The organism is Streptomyces minutiscleroticus (genome assembly GCF_014650875.1).
Taxonomy (GTDB): domain Bacteria; phylum Actinomycetota; class Actinomycetes; order Streptomycetales; family Streptomycetaceae; genus Streptomyces; species Streptomyces minutiscleroticus.
The window spans coordinates 158849-178643 of the sequence record NZ_BMVU01000007.1 but is presented as its reverse complement, the minus strand read 5'-3'; the positions used below and the strand labels follow the sequence as shown (position 1 = coordinate 178643).

At 72.8% G+C, this 19795-nt stretch carries 17 protein-coding genes and 1 riboswitch; of the genes, 13 read left to right on the top strand and 4 right to left on the bottom strand.

Annotated elements, in window-relative coordinates; all coding sequences use genetic code 11:
* Positions 1-6 precede the first annotated feature (6 nt).
* Positions 7-615 carry a TetR/AcrR family transcriptional regulator gene (locus IE271_RS11615; protein WP_190190165.1) on the top strand — a complete coding sequence of 203 codons (609 nt, stop codon included), beginning with the start codon at positions 7-9 and terminating at the stop codon, positions 613-615.
* A 34-nt stretch (positions 616-649) separates the two neighbouring features.
* On the opposite strand, the gene IE271_RS11610 is transcribed toward IE271_RS11615, so the two are convergent.
* Together IE271_RS11610 and IE271_RS11605 are read right to left on the bottom strand one after the other, a co-directional pair.
* On the bottom strand, positions 650-841 hold the full coding sequence (locus IE271_RS11610; RefSeq protein WP_190190164.1) for a DUF397 domain-containing protein: 192 nt from the start codon (positions 839-841) through the stop codon (positions 650-652).
* 8 nt (positions 842-849) lie between these two features.
* Entirely contained in the window at positions 850-1701 is an 852-nt protein-coding gene (locus IE271_RS11605) for a helix-turn-helix domain-containing protein (RefSeq protein ID WP_190190163.1), read from the bottom strand.
* Between the two features lie 232 nt (positions 1702-1933).
* On the opposite strand from IE271_RS11605, the gene IE271_RS11600 reads away from it, so the two are divergent.
* From IE271_RS11600 to IE271_RS11545, 12 genes are all read left to right on the top strand, one after another.
* Positions 1934-2341 (top strand): ATP-binding protein, encoded by a 408-nt coding sequence (locus IE271_RS11600; protein ID WP_190190162.1) that lies wholly within the window; start codon positions 1934-1936, stop codon positions 2339-2341.
* Between the two features lie 123 nt (positions 2342-2464).
* Positions 2465-3106 carry a SurA N-terminal domain-containing protein gene (locus IE271_RS11595; RefSeq protein WP_190190161.1) on the top strand — a complete coding sequence of 214 codons (642 nt, stop codon included), beginning with the start codon at positions 2465-2467 and terminating at the stop codon, positions 3104-3106.
* A 61-nt stretch (positions 3107-3167) separates the two neighbouring features.
* Positions 3168-4163, top strand: a complete 996-nt coding sequence (locus tag IE271_RS11590; RefSeq protein ID WP_373308749.1) for a nucleoside triphosphate pyrophosphohydrolase — start codon at positions 3168-3170, stop codon at positions 4161-4163.
* Positions 4164-4274: 111 nt separating this feature from the next.
* A complete protein-coding gene (locus tag IE271_RS11585) occupies positions 4275-5561 on the top strand; it encodes a cytochrome P450 family protein (protein WP_190190159.1) in 1287 nt (428 codons plus the stop codon).
* Positions 5562-5798: 237 nt separating this feature from the next.
* Positions 5799-6824: a LysM peptidoglycan-binding domain-containing protein gene (locus IE271_RS11580; RefSeq protein ID WP_190190158.1), complete on the top strand. Its 1026-nt coding sequence runs from the start codon at positions 5799-5801 to the stop codon at positions 6822-6824.
* Between the two features lie 205 nt (positions 6825-7029).
* Positions 7030-7199: riboswitch (cyclic di-AMP (ydaO/yuaA leader) on the top strand.
* A 4-nt stretch (positions 7200-7203) separates the two neighbouring features.
* Complete coding sequence (locus IE271_RS11575) at positions 7204-7938, top strand: LysM peptidoglycan-binding domain-containing protein (protein WP_190190157.1); 735 nt, start codon at positions 7204-7206, stop codon at positions 7936-7938.
* Between the two features lie 271 nt (positions 7939-8209).
* Positions 8210-9490 (top strand): phosphopyruvate hydratase, encoded by a 1281-nt coding sequence (gene eno, locus IE271_RS11570; RefSeq protein WP_190190156.1) that lies wholly within the window; start codon positions 8210-8212, stop codon positions 9488-9490.
* A 110-nt stretch (positions 9491-9600) separates the two neighbouring features.
* Positions 9601-10077, top strand: a complete 477-nt coding sequence (locus IE271_RS11565; RefSeq protein WP_190190155.1) for an FtsB family cell division protein — start codon at positions 9601-9603, stop codon at positions 10075-10077.
* Between the two features lie 127 nt (positions 10078-10204).
* A complete protein-coding gene (locus IE271_RS11560; protein WP_190190154.1) occupies positions 10205-10756 on the top strand; it encodes a DUF501 domain-containing protein in 552 nt (183 codons plus the stop codon).
* Between the two features lie 699 nt (positions 10757-11455).
* A complete protein-coding gene (locus tag IE271_RS11555; RefSeq protein WP_190190153.1) occupies positions 11456-12397 on the top strand; it encodes a Ppx/GppA phosphatase family protein in 942 nt (313 codons plus the stop codon).
* Positions 12398-12833: 436 nt separating this feature from the next.
* Entirely contained in the window at positions 12834-14237 is a 1404-nt protein-coding gene (locus IE271_RS11550; RefSeq protein ID WP_190190152.1) for an NAD(P)/FAD-dependent oxidoreductase, read from the top strand.
* 391 nt (positions 14238-14628) lie between these two features.
* Positions 14629-15921 (top strand): SAM-dependent methyltransferase, encoded by a 1293-nt coding sequence (locus tag IE271_RS11545; RefSeq protein WP_190190151.1) that lies wholly within the window; start codon positions 14629-14631, stop codon positions 15919-15921.
* A 76-nt stretch (positions 15922-15997) separates the two neighbouring features.
* Here the strand turns inward: IE271_RS11545 and IE271_RS11540 are convergent, their stop codons facing one another.
* Complete coding sequence (locus IE271_RS11540) at positions 15998-18526, bottom strand: ABC transporter permease (protein ID WP_190190150.1); 2529 nt, start codon at positions 18524-18526, stop codon at positions 15998-16000.
* A 165-nt stretch (positions 18527-18691) separates the two neighbouring features.
* On the bottom strand, positions 18692-19462 hold the full coding sequence (locus tag IE271_RS11535) for an ABC transporter ATP-binding protein (RefSeq protein WP_190190149.1): 771 nt from the start codon (positions 19460-19462) through the stop codon (positions 18692-18694).
* Between the last annotated feature and the right edge of the window lie 333 nt (positions 19463-19795).

Sequence of the window (19795 nt, the reverse complement as noted above, 5' to 3'; positions counted from 1 at the left end):
GATCGCATGGAGACCAGAAGAAAGGCGCCGGTCGGCCGGCCGAGGGGCTTCGACGCCGACGAGGCGCTCGAACGTGCCATGCGGGTCTTCTGGGAGCAGGGCTACGAAGGCGCCAGCCTCACCGACCTGACCGGTGCCATGGGCATCACCCGCACCAGCATGTACGCGGCCTTCGGCAACAAGGAGGAGCTGTTCCGCAAGGCCCTGGAGCGCTACACCGAGGGCCCCGCCTCGTACGCGGCCCGGGCGCTTCGGGAGCCGACCGCCCGGCAGGTGGCCGCCGCGTTCCTCGACGGCTCCGTCCGGGCCACCACCCGCCCCGGCTGCCCCGCCGGATGCCTCGGCGTCCAGGGCTCCCTCGCCGCGGGCGACACGGGGCGCGACGCCCGCGACACCCTCGCCGCCTGGCGCGAGGAGGGCACCTCCCGCCTGCGCGACCGCTTCCGGCGCGCCGTCGACGAGGGCGACCTGCCCGCGGACACCGATCCCGGAGCGCTCGCCCGCTACCTCATGACCGTGGCGAACGGCATCGCCGTCCAGGCCGCCGGCGGCGCCACCCGCGAGGACCTCCGGCAGGTGGCCGACATGGCGTTGCGGGGCTGGCCGCCCGCCTGACGGCGCTCGCGGGCGACGGCCCCGGCTCCCCGGACTACGCCTGGTGCGGAGCGTCCGCCTTCAGGGCGGCGAGGAAGGCGGCGAAGGCCGTGGCGGGGAAGGAGAGGGTGCCTCCGGCCGGGTTCTTGGAGTCGCGCACGGCCACGTGGGCGGGGGAGTCCGCGATCTCGACACAGTTGTTGCCGTCGTCGGGGCCGGAGTAGGACGACTTACGCCAGTTGTCCATGGGGCGCCTCACAGCTCTTTCGCCAGCCGGTTGATGAAGTCGCGCGACCGTCCGGGGTCGAGCGCTACGGCCTTTACTTTACGGAAACGTGTTCGGTAGACGCCGAGCTGTGCTTCGGAGTCGACGAAGGCGGAGCCGTGAGGTACGTCGCGGACCACGGTGTCCAGTTTGAGGACGGAGCCGCCGACATACGTCATGGTGCTGGACGCCCTAGCGAATCCGTCCAGGTCGAAGGGAATGACGCGCAGGGTGATGTGTTCGGCTTCGGAAAGTTCGAGGAGGCGGGCGAGCTGAGCCTTCGCGGTGGGGCGGTCGCGGACCCTGATCCGCAGTGCCGCCTCGTGGATCACCGCTTCGTACGGGACGGGGGACGGCCCCTCGACGACCGTGTGCCGGGCTGACCGGTGACTGATGCGCAACTCCAGTTCCTCATGAGTGAGTTCCGGAACTCGCGACGAGAAGACGGCACGCGCGTAATCCGTGGTCTGAAGCAGGCCGGGCACATACAGCAACGCGACCTCGTACATGAGCGTGGCGTGGTGCTCCAACTCGGCGAGGTCGAGAAAGGGCGTCGGCAGCGCTCCCCGATACTCCTCCCACCAGCCACGCGTCCGATCGGTCGCCATCGCGACCAAGGCTTCGACGAACTCGCCGTCCGTGCAGGCGTAGTGGCACGCGAGGCGGCGCAGACGCTCCTCGCCCACACCCACCAGTCCGGCTTCGATCTGGCTGATCTGAACTCTGTTCGCCCCGAGCAGCGCCGCCGCCTCGATGGCGGTGAGCCCCGCCGCCTCGCGGAGCTTGCGCAGCTCAGCACCCAGGCGCAGTTGGCGTGCGGTCGGCTCGCGCCTGAGGACCATCGATTGCTCCTTGGGTCAACACGTCTGCCGGAGCGGCTCGTTCGGGGCCAGGCTACGCGAGCGGCTTGCTATGGATTACATGTAACCCATACCGTCGGTGACGCGACGCACACGTTGCGGAACGCCGGGATTCCGGAAGCGCACCGCCCCGTCCTGCCAGGACGGTCGCGACACTGCCACCGCCCGCCACCGCAGTCCTCCGAGACCTCCACCGCCGAACCGGAGCCGCCGCATGCCCGAAAGCGCCCCCTGGGAGTACACCCTGTGCATCCCGAACGACGTCCGCGCCGTCACCGTCAGCCGCCGTACCCTCCGTCTGATCCTGACCGTGCACGGCCTGATCCGTCTCGTCGACACCGCCGAGCTGCTCGCGGCGGAGCTGGTCTCCAACGCCGTGCGGCACACCGAGGGGCCCGCCGCCCTGCGGGTGTGCTGGGCGGCCAGCGTGCTGCGCATCGGCGCGTGGGACGCCGACCCGGAGCCGCCCGGACCGCCCCGGACACCCGGCCCGCCCGCCGAGCCGGAGGGCGGGCGCGGGCTGGCGCTGGTCCGGGCCTGCGCCGACCTGTGGGGCTGGCAGCCGCTGGGCCAGGAGGGCGGTCCGGGCAAGTACGTGTGGTGCGAGTTGGCCGCCGCGTAGGGACCGGTGCCCGAAGACACTCCGAATCGTTGGTCGGATGGGTTGGCCGGAGCCTGCCCACTGCCTACCATCGATCACCGCAAGACTTTGTGCACCGTCGCACAATCTCCTCGGGAGGTTCCCTTGCACCGCCGTCGTCGTACCGCGCTCCTCCTCTCCGCCGCGACCGTCGCCGCGGCCCCCCTCCTCAGTGCCTGCGGGAACGACGCGCACCCCGGTGCCGCGGCCGTCGTCGGCGGCCACCGCATCACCGTCGCGCAGCTGGAGAACCGGGTGAACGAGGTGCGGGACGCGCAGCGGTCCGCCACCGCCGACCGCACCCAGTACGAGCAGACGGTCGCCCGCTCCGGCACGCTGACCCGTGACACGCTGCAGGGCATGGTCCTCGACGAGGTGCTGCACCGCGCCGCCCGGGACGCCGGGGTGACCGTCTCGCGCCACGAGATCCAGAAGATGCGCGACGGGCTCGAACAGCAGACCGGCGGCGCGCGGGCCCTGGAGCGGACCTGGCTCCAGCAGTACGGCGTGGCGCCCGCGCGCCTGGACGACAACCTCCGCCTCCAGATCGAGGCGCAGAAGCTGGCCGCGAAGCTCGGCACGGACACCACCCAGCCCGCCTTCTGGAAGGCCCTGTCCAAGGCGTCGGACGAACTCGACATCGACCTGAACCCCCGCTACGGCACGTGGGACGTGCAGAAGAGCAGCCGCGTCGACGCGAAGACGCCGTGGCTGCGCGAGGTGGGCGCGGGACAGCGGACGGCCTGACCGGCCCGGGCGCCCCGCCCCGGAGCCGGCCGACGGTCGCGGTGATCCCGGCGCCGGTGACGTGGGTTACGTTCGTGGTGTGAACGCATCCAGCCCGGGCCGCATCGTCCTCCTCACCACCAGCCACCGCGTCGCGCCGGGCATCCTGTCCTGGCCCGCCTGGCAGGCGCTGCACGGCGCCGACCGCGTCCTGTGCGCGGACGGCGCCCACCCGCAGCTGCCGTACCTGCGCGAGGCGGGCGTCACCGTCGACGAGGCGGCGCCGACCGCCCAGGAGCTGGTGGACGCCTGCGCGGGCGGCCGCACCGTGGTCGTCGTCGCCACCGGCGAGGGCGAGCCGCGGCTGACCGACGGCCTGTCCCGCCTCGCCGGCTCCGGCCGGGTGCGGATGCCCGACCTGGAACTCCTCCCGGCCTCCTACGACCTGCCCGGGGCCCGGCTCCTCGACCTCGTCGAGGTCATGGACCTCATCCGACGCGAGTGCCCCTGGTCCTCCCGGCAGACCCACGAGGGCCTGGCGAAGTACGGCATCGAGGAGGCGTACGAACTCGTCGAGGCGATCGAGGAGGGCGACCGGGACGCGCTGCGTGAGGAGCTCGGCGACGTCCTGCTCCAGGTCGTCTTCCACGCGCGGATCGCCGAGGACCACCCGGAGGAGCCCTTCTCCGTGGACGACGTCGCGGCCGGGATCGTCGCCAAGCTGATCCACCGCCACCCGCACGTCTTCGGTGACGCGACGGTCACCACGCCCGAGGAGGTCAGGGCGAACTGGCTGCGCGCCAAGGCCGAGGAGAAGCAGCGCACCTCCGTGACGGAGGGCGTGCCGCTGGGGCAGCCGGGGCTCGCCCTGGCGGCGAAGCTGGCCTCGCGGGTGCGCACGGCGGGCCTCGACGTGCCCCTGCCGCCCGGCGAGGGCGTCGGCTACGAGCTGCTCGCCCTGGCCGCGCGGGCCGAGGCGGCCGGCGTCGACCCCGAGGCGGCCCTGCGCGCGGCGGCCCGCGCCTATCGCGACGCGATCCTGGACGCGGAGAAGAACGCGGACCGCACGGAGGACTGACCGGGCGCGCGCCCGCGCCGGCGGGGCGCGCGCCGGCGCCGCGGAGGACCGGCGCCGCCCGGAGCCGGAGGCCGGGGCGCCGTCCCGCCGCGCTCCGGATACCGTCGTGAGGTGACCGTCGACCCCGTCTCCCACCCCGCCCCGGCCCCCGTGCCCGAACTCTTCACCTGGGAGTTCGCCGCCGACCCGTACCCCGCCTACGCCTGGCTGCGCGAGCACGCGCCCGTGCGCCGGACCCGGCTGCCCAGCGGAGTGGAGGCCTGGCTCGTCACCCGGTACGCGGACGCCCGGCAGGCCCTGGCCGACCCGAGGCTGTCGAAGAACCCGGCGCACCACGACGAGCCCGCGCACGCCAAGGGCAGGACGGGCATCCCGGGCGAGCGCAGCGCCAACCTCATGACCCACCTGCTCAACATCGACCCGCCGGACCACACCCGGCTCAGGCGGCTGGTGTCCAAGGCGTTCACCCCGCGCCGGGTCGCGGAGTTCGCCCCGCGGGTGCAGGAGCTGACGGACGGTCTGATCGACCGGTTCGCCGCGCGCGGCAGCGCCGACCTCATCCACGAGTTCGCCTTCCCGCTCCCCATCTACGCCATCTGCGACCTGCTCGGCGTCCCCCGCGAGGACCAGGACGACTTCCGGGACTGGGCGGGCATGATGATCCGGCACGGGGGAGGGCCGCGCGGCGGCGTGGCCCGCTCGGTGAAGAAGATGCGCGGCTACCTCGCCGAGCTGATCCACCGCAAGCGCGCCGAGCTGCCCGCCGAGCCGGCTCCCGGCGAGGACCTCATCTCCGGGCTCATCCGCGCCTCCGACCACGGCGAGCACCTCACCGAGAACGAGGCCGCCGCGATGTGCTTCGTACTCCTCTTCGCCGGCTTCGAGACCACCGTCAACCTCATCGGCAACGGCACCTACGCCCTGCTGCGCCACCCGGAGCAGCGGCGTCTGCTCCAGGACTCCCTCGCGGCCGGGCGCACGGACCTGCTGGAGACGGGCGTCGAGGAGCTGCTGCGCTACGACGGACCCGTGGAGCTGGCGACCTGGCGGTTCGCCACCGAGCCGCTCACCATCGGCGGGCAGCGCGTGGAGACGGGCGACCCCGTCCTGGTGGTGCTCGCGGCCGCCGACCGCGACCCCGAACGCTTCGACGCGCCCGACACCCTCGACCTCACCCGGCGTGACAATCAGCACCTCGGCTACGGACACGGCATCCACTACTGCCTGGGCGCCCCGCTGGCCCGCCTGGAGGGACGGAGCGCGCTCGCCACGCTCCTCACCCGCCTGCCCGACCTGCAACTCGCGGTGGATTCGGGGGATTTGCGGTGGCGCGGCGGGCTCATCATGCGTGGATTGCGCACACTGCCCGTGACGTTCACACCTGTTGGGGATTCGTGAGAAGTAAGGCGAGCGGCGGGACGGACGTCACCAAAAGGTGACGCTGCGTCAGGATTGTGATCTCCACGTGATCTGCGCTGCATCGACTTGTGACAAGCGTTCGACTGCCTATACGTTCACCGATCAATGCGACACCACCCGTCGCAGGAGTCCCGCCCGTGGTCCCGACCGCGGGGCCGTGCGGCGTTCGCGCCGCCCGTGCGCGGACTCAGTCGATGCAGCTCGAAAGGCAACCGCATGCTCTCCGGGAACGGTCGTCACCGTCGGCCCCGTCAGGCTCCGGCCCTCGTCGTCGCGGCAGGCGTCACCGGATCGGCCATCGCGATCCCCCTGCTCGGCGCGACCGGCGCGAGCGCGGCGAGCGGCACCACCTGGGACGCGGTCGCGCAGTGCGAGAGCGGCGGCTCCTGGAGCGCCGACGAGGGCAACGGCTACTACGGCGGCCTCCAGGTGACGCAGGAGACCTGGGAGACGTACGGCGGTCTCGACTACGCCCCGAGCGCCGACCAGGCCAGCCGTTCCCAGCAGATAGCCGTGGCCGAGAGAGTCCTCGCGGCCGAGGGGCCCGACGCCTGGCCGACCTGCGGTCTCGGTGCCGGGCTCGCGATCGACCCCGCCCCCGCCGACGTCGACACCGGGGTCGCCGAGGACGCCACGGCGTCGTCCTCCGGCGCCGCGGGCGGCACGGACCGCACCGGCGCCGCCGCCACGGAGAGTGCGGACGGCGCGGACGGCGCGAAGGACGAGAAGAGCGGCGCGGACGGCAGGAGTGCCGACTCCACCAAGTCCGACGCCTCCGGGTCGACCGGGTCGTCGGACGGGACCACCGGCTCCGCCTCCGGCGACGACGTCTCCTCCGAGGACGGCGACTCCGCCGACGACTCCGGGAAGACCGAGGACCCGTCCACCTCCACCGAGAGCGACGAATCGGGCAAGACCGCGCAGAACCAGGAGGCTTCGGTCGTCGACACGGAGTCCGCCGGCGGCGGCCGGCACCGCGGCGCGAGCGCCGAGGAGGACGCCGCCGACTCGCGCGCCGACACCGCCTCCATCGGACGGCACGCCTCGCGCGAGGACGGTGCGTCGCTCGCCGCGCAGGACGGCTCCTACGTCGTGCAGAGCGGCGACAGTCTCTGCGGCATCGCCGACTCCCTCGGCGTCGAGGGCGGGTGGTCGCAGTTGTACGCCACGAACAAGGAGACCGTCGGCGCCGACCCGGACCTCATCCTCCCCGGTCAGAGCCTTGAGGTCGCTGCGGAGTAAGTCGTGATCAAGGTGCCGAATCGGGCGGCGGGCAAGGCTAGTTCGGGCTGTATGTCCGTATTGAAGAGAGTGAGACATGAGTCTCATAAGCCTTGATCGTCTTTGTCTTTCGGCGCATCACGTGTTTACGGTCGTGATCGCTCGCCACAGCGGGCACCTGTGGCCGTCACGCCGAATCCTGCCGGCGGCCGCACGGGAACAGTCGACGCATCAAGCGCCGTAGGCAGGAGCGGGGGACCCAAGGTAGGCGCCGGGCCCGGCCGTCGAAGGACGGTCAGGACCGGCTCGGGGTGAAGCCGCGCGCCAGGTCGCGCGGCCGGGCACTCACCCGCCCGAACCCGACAGCTCACCTCGTAGGCGTCGGTGAGGGGATCCATCCATGCTGTTCTCCAGCAAGGGCAAGCACCGTCGTCCGTCCAAGGCCGTCCGCATCGCCACCTTCGCGGGTGTCACCGGCGCCGCCGTCGCCGCCCCGCTGATGGGCGCCGCGAACGCCTCCGCCGCCACCGCCTCCCAGTGGGACACCGTCGCCCAGTGCGAGTCGGGCGGCAACTGGTCCATCAACACCGGCAACGGCTACTACGGCGGCCTGCAGTTCTCGGCCTCCACCTGGGCCGCGTACGGCGGCACCGCCTACGCCTCCACCGCCGACCAGGCCTCCAAGTCCCAGCAGATAGCCGTGGCCGAGAAGGTCCTCGCCTCCCAGGGCAAGGGCGCCTGGCCGGTCTGCGGCACGGGTCTGACCGGTGCCTCGTACGACGGCGGCTCCGCCGCCTCCGGCTCCTCCTCCTCGTCCTCCTCGCAGCAGAGCGCCCCGCAGCAGAGCGCCCCGGCGCAGAGCACGCAGGAGCAGCAGAGCCAGGGCACCCAGGAGCAGCGCGCCTCGCGTTCGCAGGAGCGCCCGGCCGCCGAGAAGAAGACCGTCACCACCCCGACCGGCAAGAAGGTCGAGAAGGGCGACGGCGAGTACAAGGTCGTCAAGGGCGACACCCTCAGCGGCATCGCCGCGGAGAAGGACGTCGCGGGCGGCTGGCAGAAGCTCTTCGAGCTGAACAAGGACATCGTCGACGACGCCGACGTCATCTACCCGGGTCAGCAGCTGCACCTCGGCTGACACCCGTCCGGGGGCCGTCGCGGCGCGCGGCCGGCCCCCGTCGGCCGGCCGTCGCACGACGGCCCGCCGCGCAGGACCGCTCCACCCCGGTGCGCATTCCCCCGTACGCACCGGGGTGGAGCTTTTTTGTTCCGGTAGGGAACAATGTTCACCGTCAGTTCTGTCCCACGGGACGGTCGGTCGGCTGGCCGATGTCCCCGAGGCGGTTAGGCTCTAGTCGCCAGGCGAAGAGCCCCGCACTGTCAGCGTCACATCCCAGAAGGAGATGCTCGTGCCGTCCATCGACGTCGTCGTAGCCCGGGAAATCCTCGACTCGCGAGGTAACCCCACCGTCGAGGTCGAGGTCGGCCTCGACGACGGCAGCACGGGTCGTGCCGCCGTCCCGTCCGGCGCCTCCACCGGCGCCTTCGAGGCCGTCGAGCTGCGTGACGGCGACGCCGGCCGCTACCTCGGCAAGGGCGTCGAGAAGGCCGTCCTCGCGGTCATCGAGCAGCTCGGCCCGGAGCTCGTCGGCTACGACGCCACCGAGCAGCGCCTCATCGACCAGGCGATGATCGACCTGGACGCCACGGACAACAAGGGCTCGCTCGGCGCCAACGCCATCCTCGGCGTCTCCCTCGCCGTCGCGCACGCCGCCTCCGAGGCCAGCGACCTGCCGCTGTTCCGCTACCTGGGCGGCCCGAACGCGCACCTGCTGCCCGTCCCGATGATGAACATCCTGAACGGCGGCTCGCACGCCGACTCCAACGTGGACATCCAGGAGTTCATGATCGCCCCGATCGGCGCGGAGTCCTTCTCCGAGGCGCTGCGCTGGGGCACCGAGGTCTACCACACCCTCAAGAAGGTCCTGAAGGGCCGCGGCCTGTCCACCGGCCTGGGCGACGAGGGCGGCTTCGCCCCGAACCTCGGCTCCAACCGCGAGGCCCTCGACCTCATCATCGAGGCCATCAAGGAGGCCGGCTACACCCCCGGCCAGCAGGTCGCCCTGGCGCTCGACGTCGCCGCCTCCGAGTTCTACAAGGACGGCGTGTACGTCTTCGAGGGCAAGGAGCGCACGGCCGCCGAGATGACGGAGTACTACGCGGAGCTGGTCGAGGCCTACCCGCTGGTCTCCATCGAGGACCCGCTGTTCGAGGACGACTGGGAGGGCTGGAAGACCATCACCGACAAGCTCGGTGCCAAGGTCCAGCTCGTCGGCGACGACCTGTTCGTCACCAACCCCGAGCGCCTCGCCAAGGGCATCGACGAGGGCGCCGCCAACGCCCTGCTGGTGAAGGTCAACCAGATCGGCTCGCTCACCGAGACCCTGGACGCCGTCGAGCTGGCCCAGCGCAACGGCTTCAAGTGCATGATGTCCCACCGCTCCGGCGAGACCGAGGACGTCACCATCGCCGACCTGGCCGTCGCCACCAACTGCGGCCAGATCAAGACCGGCGCCCCGGCCCGCTCCGAGCGCGTCGCCAAGTACAACCAGCTGCTGCGCATCGAGGAGATCCTCGACGACGCCGCGGTGTACGCCGGCCGCAGCGCCTTCCCGCGCTTCAAGGGCTGAGCGGGCGGACCGGCCCGCCCCGGGCCGGGTCCCGCCAGTCGTCCGTACGTCCCCGCACCCGGTCCCGTACCGTGTGCGGGGACGTACGCACGTGACGGGGAGGCGGACTCATGGCCGTGAAGGACCGGGACCGGTTCTCCACCGCGACCAGACTGCGGGTGCTCGGCGAGCAGACCGCGGCCCGCGTCTACCGCTCGCAGACCAAGCGCCAGGCGCGCCGCTCCCGGCTCACCGGGCGGGCCGCGCTGCTCGCCATGGTCCTGTGCTCGCTGGTGGTGGCCCTCGCCTACCCGATGCGGCAGTACGTCTCCCAGCGCGCCGAGATCGCCGACCTGGAGCGCCAGCGCGAGGAGGCCCGCGAGCGGGTCGAACGGCTGCGCGACCTCAAGGCCCGCTGGAAGGACGACTCCTACGCCGAGCAGCAGATCCGGGAGCGGCTGCACTACGTGATGCCGGGCGAGACCGGCTACATCGTGATCGACCCCGGCGCGGCCAAGCGCACCCGTACGGACCGGACGGCGGCCGACCGCCCCTGGTACGCCAACGTCTGGGACGGCGTCGACAAGGCCGACCGCGCGGACCAGTAGTCAGTGGAACGCGGCACCGCGGCCCGGCGGAACGACACCGCGGGCCGGTGGAACGCGCACCGCGGGCCGCCGGAGCGGCGCCGCGGACCAGCGGAAACGAACCGACGAGAGAGACACACCCCCAGGCATGGAAACGCCCCCGCCGCCCACCCCGAGCACCGAGCCGACCGACGCGGACGTCGCGGCCTTCCAGCAGCAGCTCGGCCGGCCGCCGCGCGGACTGCGCGCGATCGCGCACCGGTGCCCGTGCGGCCAGCCGGACGTCGTGGAGACGGCGCCGCGGCTGCCCGACGGCACGCCGTTCCCGACGACGTACTACCTGACGTGCCCGCGCGCCGCCTCCGCCATCGGCACCCTCGAGGCCAACGGCGTCATGAAGGAGATGACCGAGCGGCTCGCCACCGACCCCGAGCTGGCGGCGGCGTACCGGGCGGCGCACGAGGACTACCTCGCGCGGCGCGACGCCATCGAGGTGCTGGAGAACTTCCCCAGCGCGGGCGGCATGCCCGACCGGGTGAAGTGCCTGCACGTCCTGGTCGCCCACTCGCTGGCCGCGGGCCCCGGCGTCAACCCGCTCGGCGACGAGGCGATCGCGATGCTCCCGGAGTGGTGGCGCAAGGGCGCGTGCGTGACGCCGCCCGAGCAGGCGGCACCCGCGGCATCCGCCGAGCAGGGCTGAGCGGCGCGACGGGGCCGTGCGCCGGGCACGAGGGACCGTCGGCGCGCCCGGCGCGCCCGGTGCGGCCGGGCGCGCCCCGGCCGCACCGCGCCCGTTCCGGCGGCCGTCCGCCTCGCGTCCGGACGGTACGGCCGGCTCCCGGCCCCGGCCGTACCGTGTGCGGCCCCCGTACGGGCCTGTATGCCCTCCCGGCCGCGCGGCGGTCCGCCTGCCGTTCCGGCCGCACCACGCCCGGTCGGCGGCTCCGGGCCCGGAGGGCCGTTCCTCCGGCCGTGCGGCGCCCGGTCGCCCGCCGTCCCGGTCGCCCGCCGTTCCGGCCGCACCGCGCCGACGGCGCCCACGAGCGGTACTCGGGGGCGGCTCGCCGGTTCGGTGCGCCGCTGGCCCGGGCGCCCCGCGTCCCGGCCCCTCGCCGTGCCCGGAGGCTCGTCCCCCGGGCGTCCGGTCCGTGGCGCCGGGCCGCTCGTCGGCCGGGGTGCACCGCGTCCGGACACCCGGCGCCCGGACCCCGGCGTCCGGGCGTGTCGCGCCTGCCGGGCCGCATCCGCCGCGTCGGCCGGGCCGTCACCGGCCGGTGTCACCGGCCCCTCTCCCGAGGGAAAGCCGGAAGCCGGGGAACCGCTTCCGTGTTCCCGTCGTTCACACGCGGGGCGGCCTGCTTCGGCCGGCCCCCCGTACATCCATCTGGAGGCCCGCCCCATGACCCGCGTCGCCGCCGTCGACTGCGGCACCAACTCCATCCGTCTGCTCGTCGCCGACGCGGACCCGGACACCGGTGAGCTGGTCGACCTCGACCGCCGGATGACCATCGTCCGGCTCGGCCAGGGCGTCGACCGCACCGGCCGGCTCGCCCCGGAGGCGCTGGAGCGCACCTTCGCCGCCTGCCGCGAGTACGCGCAGGTCGTCAAGGAGCACGGCGCCGAGCGCATCCGCTTCGTGGCCACCTCCGCCTCCCGCGACGCCGAGAACCGCGACGAGTTCGTGGGCGGGGTGCTGGACATCCTGGGCGTCGAGCCCGAGGTCATCACCGGCGACCAGGAGGCCGGATTCTCCTTCACCGGGGCCACCAAGGAGCTGGCGGGCCGTGAGGACCTGGACAAGCCGTTCCTGGTCGTGGACATCGGCGGCGGCTCCACCGAGTTCGTGGTCGGCGACGACCGCGTGCGCGCGGCCCGCTCGGTCGACGTCGGCTGCGTGCGCATGACGGAGCGCCACCTCGTGCACGAGGGCGCCGTCACCGACCCGCCCACGGCCGAGCAGGTGCGCGCCATGAGGGCGGACATCGAGGCGGCCCTGGACCTCGCCGAGGGCACCGTGCCGCTGCGCGAGGCCCGCACGCTGGTCGGGCTCGCCGGCTCGGTCACCACGGTGGCGGCGATCGCCCTGGACCTGCCCGCGTACGAGTCCGAGCGGATCCACCACTCCCGCGTCTCCTACGAGCGCGTCCGCGAGATCACCGAGCGGCTGCTGGCCTCGACGCACGCCGAGCGTTCCGCGATCCCCGTGATGCACCCCGGGCGCGTGGACGTCATCGGCGCGGGCGCCCTCGTCCTGCTCGCGATCATGGAGCGGACCGGTGCCCGGGAGGTCGTCGTCAGCGAGCACGACATCCTCGACGGCATCGCCTGGTCCCTCGCCTGAAGGGGGCGGTCCGCGGGCCTTCCGTGATCCTCGTCTGAGCAGGTCGGAAAACGTATGAGCAGGTTCCGGAGGCGCTTCCCGGGGCCGGCGCGCGAGGCCCGCGGGAAGTCTCGTGAAGTTCTTCACAAGAGATTGGGTCCCGTCGGCCGAGGAATCGGCCGTCCGGGGCTTTGCGAGGGGGGCCTGCGCCGTGCGTGACCCCCTGCGGGGGTGGCGCCGAAACCGGCCGCGGTGTCGAAGCGGAGGGCCCGCAGGGGGCGTTCGGGGCGCCGGAGTGGCTGCTCACGGGGTGTTGACAAGATCTCCCACGACTGTCACGGCCTCACGCACCGCTCCACCGGACCGTGCGGAAGCCGCGCAGTATATCAGAGGGCATCGACAAGCTTGTGAAGGGGCGCACGAGGTACCCCCCTGGGGCGGGTGGATACTCGATGCCATGAGCACCACGGAGCGTCCCAGGATCCTCGTAGTAGGCGGTGGGTACGTAGGCCTGTACGCAGCTCGTCGCATTCTCAAGAAGATGCGCTACGGCGAGGCGACCGTCACGGTCGTCGACCCGCGCTCGTACATGACCTACCAGCCCTTCCTCCCCGAAACCGCCGCCGGCAACCTCTCGCCGCGCCACGTCGTCGTCCCGCTGCGACGCGTGCTGCCCAAGGCCGAGGTCCTCACCGGCCGGGTCACCACCATCGACCAGGACCGCAAGGTCGCCACGGTCGCCCCGCTGGTCGGCGAGGCGTACGAGCTGCCCTTCGACTACCTGGTGATCGCGCTCGGCGCGGTCTCCCGCACCTTCCCGATCCCCGGCCTCGCCGAGCAGGGCATCGGCATGAAGGGCGTCGAGGAGGCCATCGGCCTGCGCAACCACGTCCTCGAGCAGCTCGACAAGGCCGACTCCACCACGGACGAGGAGATCCGCCGCAAGGCGCTGACCTTCGTCTTCATCGGCGGTGGCTTCGCGGGTGCGGAGACCATCGGCGAGGTCGAGGACATGGCCCGCGACGCCGCCAAGTACTACAACAACGTCTCGCGCGACGACATGCGGTTCATCCTCGTGGACGCCGCGGACAAGATCCTTCCCGAGGTCGGCCCCAAGCTCGGCCAGTACGGCAAGGAGCACCTGGAGAGCCGCGGGGTCGAGGTCTACCTCTCCACCTCCATGGACTCCTGCGTCGACGGCCACGTGGTGCTGAAGAACGGCCTGGAGGTCGACGCCAACACCATCGTGTGGACCGCCGGCGTCAAGCCGAACCCGGTGCTGTCCCGCTACGGCCTCCCGCTCGGCCCGCGCGGTCACGTCGACACGCAGGCCACCCTCCAGGTGCAGGGCACGGACTACATCTGGGCCGCGGGCGACAACGCGCAGGTGCCGGACCTCGTCGGGCGCAAGAACGGCAACCCGAACGCCTGGTGCCCGCCGAACGCCCAGCACGCGCTGCGCCAGGCCAAGGTCCTCGGCGACAATGTGGTCTCCGGCATGCGGGGCTTCCCGCAGAAGGAGTACAGCCACGCCAACAAGGGTGCGGTCGCCGGTCTCGGCCTGCACAAGGGCGTCGCGATGATCGTCATGGGCAAGATGAAGATCAAGCTCAAGGGCCGTCTCGCCTGGTACATGCACCGCGCCTACCACGGTATGGCCATGCCGACCTGGAACCGCAAGATCCGCGTCTTCGCGGACTGGACCCTCGGCATGTTCCTCAAGCGCGAGGTCGTCGCCCTCGGCGCGCTGGAGACGCCGCGCGAGGAGTTCTACGAGGCGGCCAAGCCCGCCCCGGCGGCTCCGGCCAAGGCCGAGCCCGCCCCCGCGGCCAAGACGGAGGAGAAGGCCAAGGCCTCCTGACCTCCGGTCCAAGGCCCCCGGCCGCAAGCCGGCCGAACGGTTCCGTCCTCGAAGGGGCGCCCGCCATCCGTGGTGCGGGCGCCCCTTCGGCGTACCCGGACGGCCCGGTCCCCGCGGCGCATCCGGACCGGGCTGTCCCGCGGCGCATCCGGGGCCGGGCTGTCCCGCGGCGCATCCGGGGCCGGCGCCCCCGCGAGCGCACGCGGGCGTACGTACGGCGGACGTCCCACCGTATGCATGTCACCTACACCTATTTTGCCGAGCCATGACGCTTTCGCGGGACTGCGCACGGGGCGCGTCGGTGTTTACGTGGTGTCGGAGGTCCGGGGCTCTTCTCCCCGGCTCCGCTTCGGTCGGGCAGGGGGAAACCCCCTTCACGGAGGTGTGCGCCATGCAGGATGCCGCACTGCGGCTGAAAACCCTCGTAGAACAGCTCGTGGGAGCACCGCTCCCGGTGCGCCTGCGCGCCTGGGACGGCTCGGAGGCGGGCCCGCCCCAAGCGCCCGTCCTCGTCGTGCGCAACCGGCGCGCACTGCGCCGACTGCTGTGGAAACCCGGGGAGTTGGGGCTCGCCCGGGCCTGGGTCGCCGGTGACCTCACCGTCGACGGGGACCTGTACACCGCCCTCGACCTGCTGGCCGGGCTGATCTGGGAGCGCGGCGAGGACGCCCGCGGCCTCGGCGAGGCCCTGCGCGACCCCGAGGTGCGCGCCGCCGCGCGCGGCCTGCTGAAGCTGGCGGGCCCGTTCCCGCCGCCGTCCCCGCCGGAGGAGGAGACCCGCCGCAGGGGCCGCCTGCACCTGCACACCCGGCGCAGCGACAAGCGCGCCATCAGCCACCACTACGACGTCGGCAACGACTTCTACGAGCTGGTCCTGGGCCCGTCCATGGTCTACTCCTGCGCCTACTGGCAGGACGGCGGCACCCTGGAGGACGCCCAGCGCGACAAGTTGGAGCTCGTCTGCCGCAAGCTGGACCTGAAGCCCGGCATGCGGCTCCTGGACGTCGGCTGCGGCTGGGGCTCCATGGCGGTCCACGCCGCCCGCGAGCACGGCGTGAGCGTCGTCGGCGTCACCCTCTCGCAGGAGCAGGCCGCCTACGCCCGCAAGCGCGTCGCGGAGGAGGGCCTCACGGACAAGGTCGAGATCCGCGTCCAGGACTACCGCGACGTCCACGACGGGCCCTACGACGCGATCTCCTCCATCGGCATGGCCGAGCACGTCGGCGCCGAGCGCTACCTGGAGTACGCCAGGGACCTGTACGCCCTGCTGAAGCCCGGCGGACGGCTGCTGAACCACCAGATCGCGCGCCGCCCGCAGACCGACGAGTCGGCGTACAGCGTGGACGAGTTCATCGACGCGTACGTCTTCCCCGACGGCGAGCTGGCGCCCGTGGGCACCACCGTCACCCAGCTGGAGCGCGCCGGCTTCGAGGTGCGCGACCTGGAGTCCATCCGCGAGCACTACGCCCTGACGCTGCGCCGCTGGGTGGCGAACCTGGAGGCGGACTGGGCGCGCGCGGTCCGGCTCACCAGCCCCGGCCGGGCCCGCGTCTGGCGCCTGTACATGGCCGCGAGCGCCCTGGCCTTCGAGCGCAACCGCATCGGCGTCAACCAGGTCCTGGCCGTCCGCACCCCCGAGTCGGGGGAGTCGGGGATGCCGCTGCGGTCCCGCACCTGGAACTGAGTCCGCGAAGGGCCCGGGGAACGCGCCGGGCCCCGTCCGCCACGGACGGGGCCCGGCGCGTGACCGGTCGCGGGGGCTACTCCGCCTTGATGGCCGCCAGCATGTCCAGGCGGGCCGCCCGGCGGGCCGGCCACAGCGCGGCCAGGACGCCGACCACCGCCGCGAGCAGCAGGAAGACCGCCATCCGGCCCCACGGCAGGACCAGCTCGTACGTCGCCATGCCGCCGCCCACCAGCTGTCCGGCCGCCCAGCCGAAGAACACGCCGAGACCGACGCCGAGCACGCCGCCGAAGAGCGAGATGACCAGGGACTCCAGGCGCACCATCCGCTTGACGCCGCGGCGGTCGAGACCGATCGCGCGGAGCATCCCGATCTCCTGCGAACGCTCGAAGACGGACATCGCGAGCGTGTTGACGACGCCGAGGACCGCGACGATCACCGCCATGGCCAGCAGGCCGTAGAGCATGTTCAGCATCAGCGTGAACATCTGCGCGATGCCCTCGGAGACGTCCTTCTTGTCCTGGACGAGGATGCCCGGGTTGTTCCCGAGGGCCTTCTCCAGCCGGTCCTCGGCCGCGGCGGAGGCGCCGCCGGCGGTCTTCACCATGACCTGCATGTCGGACGGGTCCGACTGGTGCGGGGCGAGGACGGCGGTGTCGAGCATGATGCCGCGGATCATCTCGTTGCCCTCGTAGACCCCGGCGACCGTCAGGCGCTGCTTCGCGCCGTCCTCGTAGGCGACGGTGAAGCGCGAGCCGGCGCGCCAGCCGTGGTCCTCGGCGGTGGCGTCGTCGACGACGACCCGGGCGCCGCCGACCTCGAAGGCGCCGTCCTCCACCGCCAGGTCCGTCAGCTCGCCGATGGCGGCGCCGTCGACGCCCGTCAGGTACTCGGTGGCGCCGTCGATGCGCGCGGGCGCGTTGCGCAGCGGGCTGACGGCCGTGACGCCCTCGGTCTCGCCGAGCTTCTCGGCCACCTCGGGGGAGAGGGTGTTGTAGTTCGCCATCGAGACCACGTAGTCCGCCTTCAGCGCGGCGGTGGCCATCTTGTCGATCGAGCGCTGCAGGCTGCCGGCGAGCACGGTCATGCCGGTGATCAGGGTGAGGCCGATCATCAGGGCCGAGGCGGTGGCGGCGGTGCGGCGCGGGTTGCGCACGGAGTTGCGCCGGGCGAGCCCGCCGGCGACCCCGAAGACGCGCAGCACCGGGGCGGCGGCCGCGACCAGCGGGCGGGACAGCAGCGGTGTGAGGACGAAGACGCCGATGACGAGGAGGACCGCGCCGAGGCCCATGGGCGCCTGGCCGCTGGTGCCGTCGAGCGTCGTCGCGTACAGCACGACGGCGGTGCCCGCGGCGGAGAGGAGGGCGCCGAGGGTGTTGCGCAGCACCAGCGACCTGGTGGTCGCCGCGGCGTGCACGCTGCTCATCGCGGCGACCGGCGGGATCTTCGCGGCGCGGCGGCCCGGCAGCCAGACGGCCAGCACGGTGACCAGGACGCCGACGGCGAGGGCGGCGACCACCGTGCCCGGGGTGACGACCAGCGGCCCGTCGGGCAAGGTCGCGGCGAAGGAGCCCATCAGGGAGCGCATCCCGGCGCCGATGCCGATGCCCGCGGCCAGGCCGGCCACGGCGGCGACCGCGCCCACCACGAGGGCCTCGACCAGCACCGACCGCGTGACCTGGCGGCGGGAGGCGCCGACCGCGCGCATCAGGGCCAGCTCCTTGGTGCGCTGGGCGACGAGCATGGTGAAGGTGTTGGCGATGATGAAGGTGCCGACGAACAGGGCGATGCCGGCGAAGACCAGCAGGCCGGTCCTCATGCCCTCCATCGACGACGCGATCGCCTCGGCCTGCTCGTCGGCGAGCTGCCGCCCGGTGACGGTGGAGCCGACGTCCTCGGGCACGACCTCGTCCAGGCTCGCGCGCAGCGCGCTCTGCGAGGTGCCGGAGGCGGCCCGCACGTCGATCTCGTCGTACGCGCCCTCCTTGTGGAACAGCTTCTGGGCGGTGGCCGTGTCGAAGAGCGTGAGGCTGCCGCCGGCGGCGACGTTGCCGTCGTCGGTGGTGAAGATCCCCGTGACGGTCGGCTCCAGGACCGGCCCGTCGACCGAGAGCCGTACGGTGTCGCCGATCCCGTACCCGGTCCGCTTCGCGGTCTCGGCGTCGATCGCGACCTCGCCCGCGCCCTTCGGGGCGCGGCCCCGGGCCAGCGGGTACCGGGGGTCCTCCTCGCCCCAGTAGTTGCCGCCCCGCGACTGGAAGCCGTCGACGGCCGGCCCGCCGTCCTTGCCGGCGAGGGCGGTGAAGCCGTCGACGACGCCGACCGCGGAGGCCGCGCCGGGCACGCCGGCGGCCTTCTCCAGCAGCTCCCGGGTGAGCTTCGGCTGCTCGGCGAGCCGGTCGCCCTCGCTCTCGCGGTACTCCGGCCGGATGGCGACGTCGACGTGGTCGAACCCCTTGGCGGAGCTCTTCTGGAAGGCGTCCGAGATGGTGTTGGTGAAGACCAGGGTGCCGGAGACGAAGGCCACGCCGAGCAGCACGGCGAGTACGGTCATCAGCAGCCTGGCCTTGTGCGCGAGCACGTTGCGCAGGGCGGTACGGAACATCGGTCTCTCAGTCCGGGAGGGCGGGGGAGGCGCCCTGGGGCACCTGTGGGGGAGAGGGGCGGCGGGCGGGCCGCGCGGGGGCGCCGGACGGCGGTGGTCCGGGGGCCGTGGCGCCGGACGGCGGTGGTCCGGGGGCCGTGGGGCCGGTGCGGCGGCCCGGCGGCGTCAGCTCGTGCGGCCCTTCGCGTCGAACCGCTTCATGCGGTCCAGCACCGCGTCCGCCGTCGGGTCCCGCAGCTCGTCCACGATGCGCCCGTCGGCGAGGAAGACCACGCGGTCCGCGTACGCCGCCGCCACCGGGTCGTGCGTGACCATGACGACGGTCTGGCCCAGTTCGCGCACGGAGTTGCGCAGGAAGCCCAGGACCTCGGCGCCGGAGCGGGAGTCCAGGTTGCCCGTCGGCTCGTCACCGAAGACGATGTCGGGGCGGGAGGCGAGCGCCCGGGCGACCGCGACGCGCTGCTGCTGGCCGCCGGAGAGCTGCGAGGGCCGGTGGGAGAGCCGGCCGGACAGGCCCACCATGTCGATCACGGTGTCCAGCCACTGCCGGTCGGGCTTGCGTCCGGCGATGTCCATGGGAAGGGTGATGTTCTCCAGGGCGGTCAGGGTGGGCAGCAGGTTGAACGCCTGGAAGATGAAGCCGATCTTGTCCCGGCGCAACCGGGTGAGGTGCTTGTCCTTCAGCGCCCCCAGCTCCGTGTCGCCGATGCGCACCGAGCCGGAGGAGAACGTGTCCAGTCCGGCGACGCAGTGCATCAGCGTGGACTTGCCGGAGCCGGAGGGCCCCATGATCGCGGTGAACTCGGCCTGCCGGAAGTCGACGGACACCCGGTCGAGGGCGACGACCCGCGTCTCGCCCGTGCCGTAGGTCTTCGACAGGTCCGTGGCGCGGGCGGCCACGGCGGTGGTCCGGACGGCGGTGGGCGTGGTGGTCACGACTGGTGCTCCTGTCGGTACGGCGATGGGTGGCGGCGTGCTTCCCATCGTTCACCCCGGTCGGCGCCGCGGAGTCAGCCGCTGTTCCCGTTCCCGGGGGCGACCAGGGTCGGACCGCGGGGGGCCGTGTCATACCTGGGGAGGAGGGCGGCCCCCGAGACAGCGCCGACGGGGGCCCGCGACGGGCTCCGCACCGGTGCTCCCCGTCCGGGCGGTGAAATCACGTCATTCCCTGTACGGCGTCTATGCAGGTCCTGAGCCCGTTTGGCATGTGCGGATGGCGAGTGCCGATGTCTGACGAGCCCTCAGACGCCAATAAAATAAGACAACATC

Excerpts from the sequence above, each read along its gene's own strand:
- IE271_RS11615 (WP_190190165.1), top strand. The coding sequence starts at position 7 with ATGGAGACCAGAAGAAAGGCGCCGGTCGGCCGGCCGAGGGGCTTCGAC.
- IE271_RS11610 (WP_190190164.1), bottom strand. The coding sequence starts at position 841 with ATGGACAACTGGCGTAAGTCGTCCTACTCCGGCCCCGACGACGGCAAC.
- IE271_RS11605 (WP_190190163.1), bottom strand. The coding sequence starts at position 1,701 with ATGGTCCTCAGGCGCGAGCCGACCGCACGCCAACTGCGCCTGGGTGCT.
- IE271_RS11600 (WP_190190162.1), top strand. The coding sequence starts at position 1,934 with ATGCCCGAAAGCGCCCCCTGGGAGTACACCCTGTGCATCCCGAACGAC.
- IE271_RS11580 (WP_190190158.1), top strand. The coding sequence starts at position 5,799 with ATGCTCTCCGGGAACGGTCGTCACCGTCGGCCCCGTCAGGCTCCGGCC.
- IE271_RS11575 (WP_190190157.1), top strand. The coding sequence starts at position 7,204 with ATGCTGTTCTCCAGCAAGGGCAAGCACCGTCGTCCGTCCAAGGCCGTC.
- IE271_RS11565 (WP_190190155.1), top strand. The coding sequence starts at position 9,601 with ATGGCCGTGAAGGACCGGGACCGGTTCTCCACCGCGACCAGACTGCGG.
- IE271_RS11560 (WP_190190154.1), top strand. The coding sequence starts at position 10,205 with ATGGAAACGCCCCCGCCGCCCACCCCGAGCACCGAGCCGACCGACGCG.
- IE271_RS11555 (WP_190190153.1), top strand. The coding sequence starts at position 11,456 with ATGACCCGCGTCGCCGCCGTCGACTGCGGCACCAACTCCATCCGTCTG.
- IE271_RS11550 (WP_190190152.1), top strand. The coding sequence starts at position 12,834 with ATGAGCACCACGGAGCGTCCCAGGATCCTCGTAGTAGGCGGTGGGTAC.
- IE271_RS11545 (WP_190190151.1), top strand. The coding sequence starts at position 14,629 with ATGCAGGATGCCGCACTGCGGCTGAAAACCCTCGTAGAACAGCTCGTG.
- IE271_RS11540 (WP_190190150.1), bottom strand. The coding sequence starts at position 18,526 with ATGTTCCGTACCGCCCTGCGCAACGTGCTCGCGCACAAGGCCAGGCTG.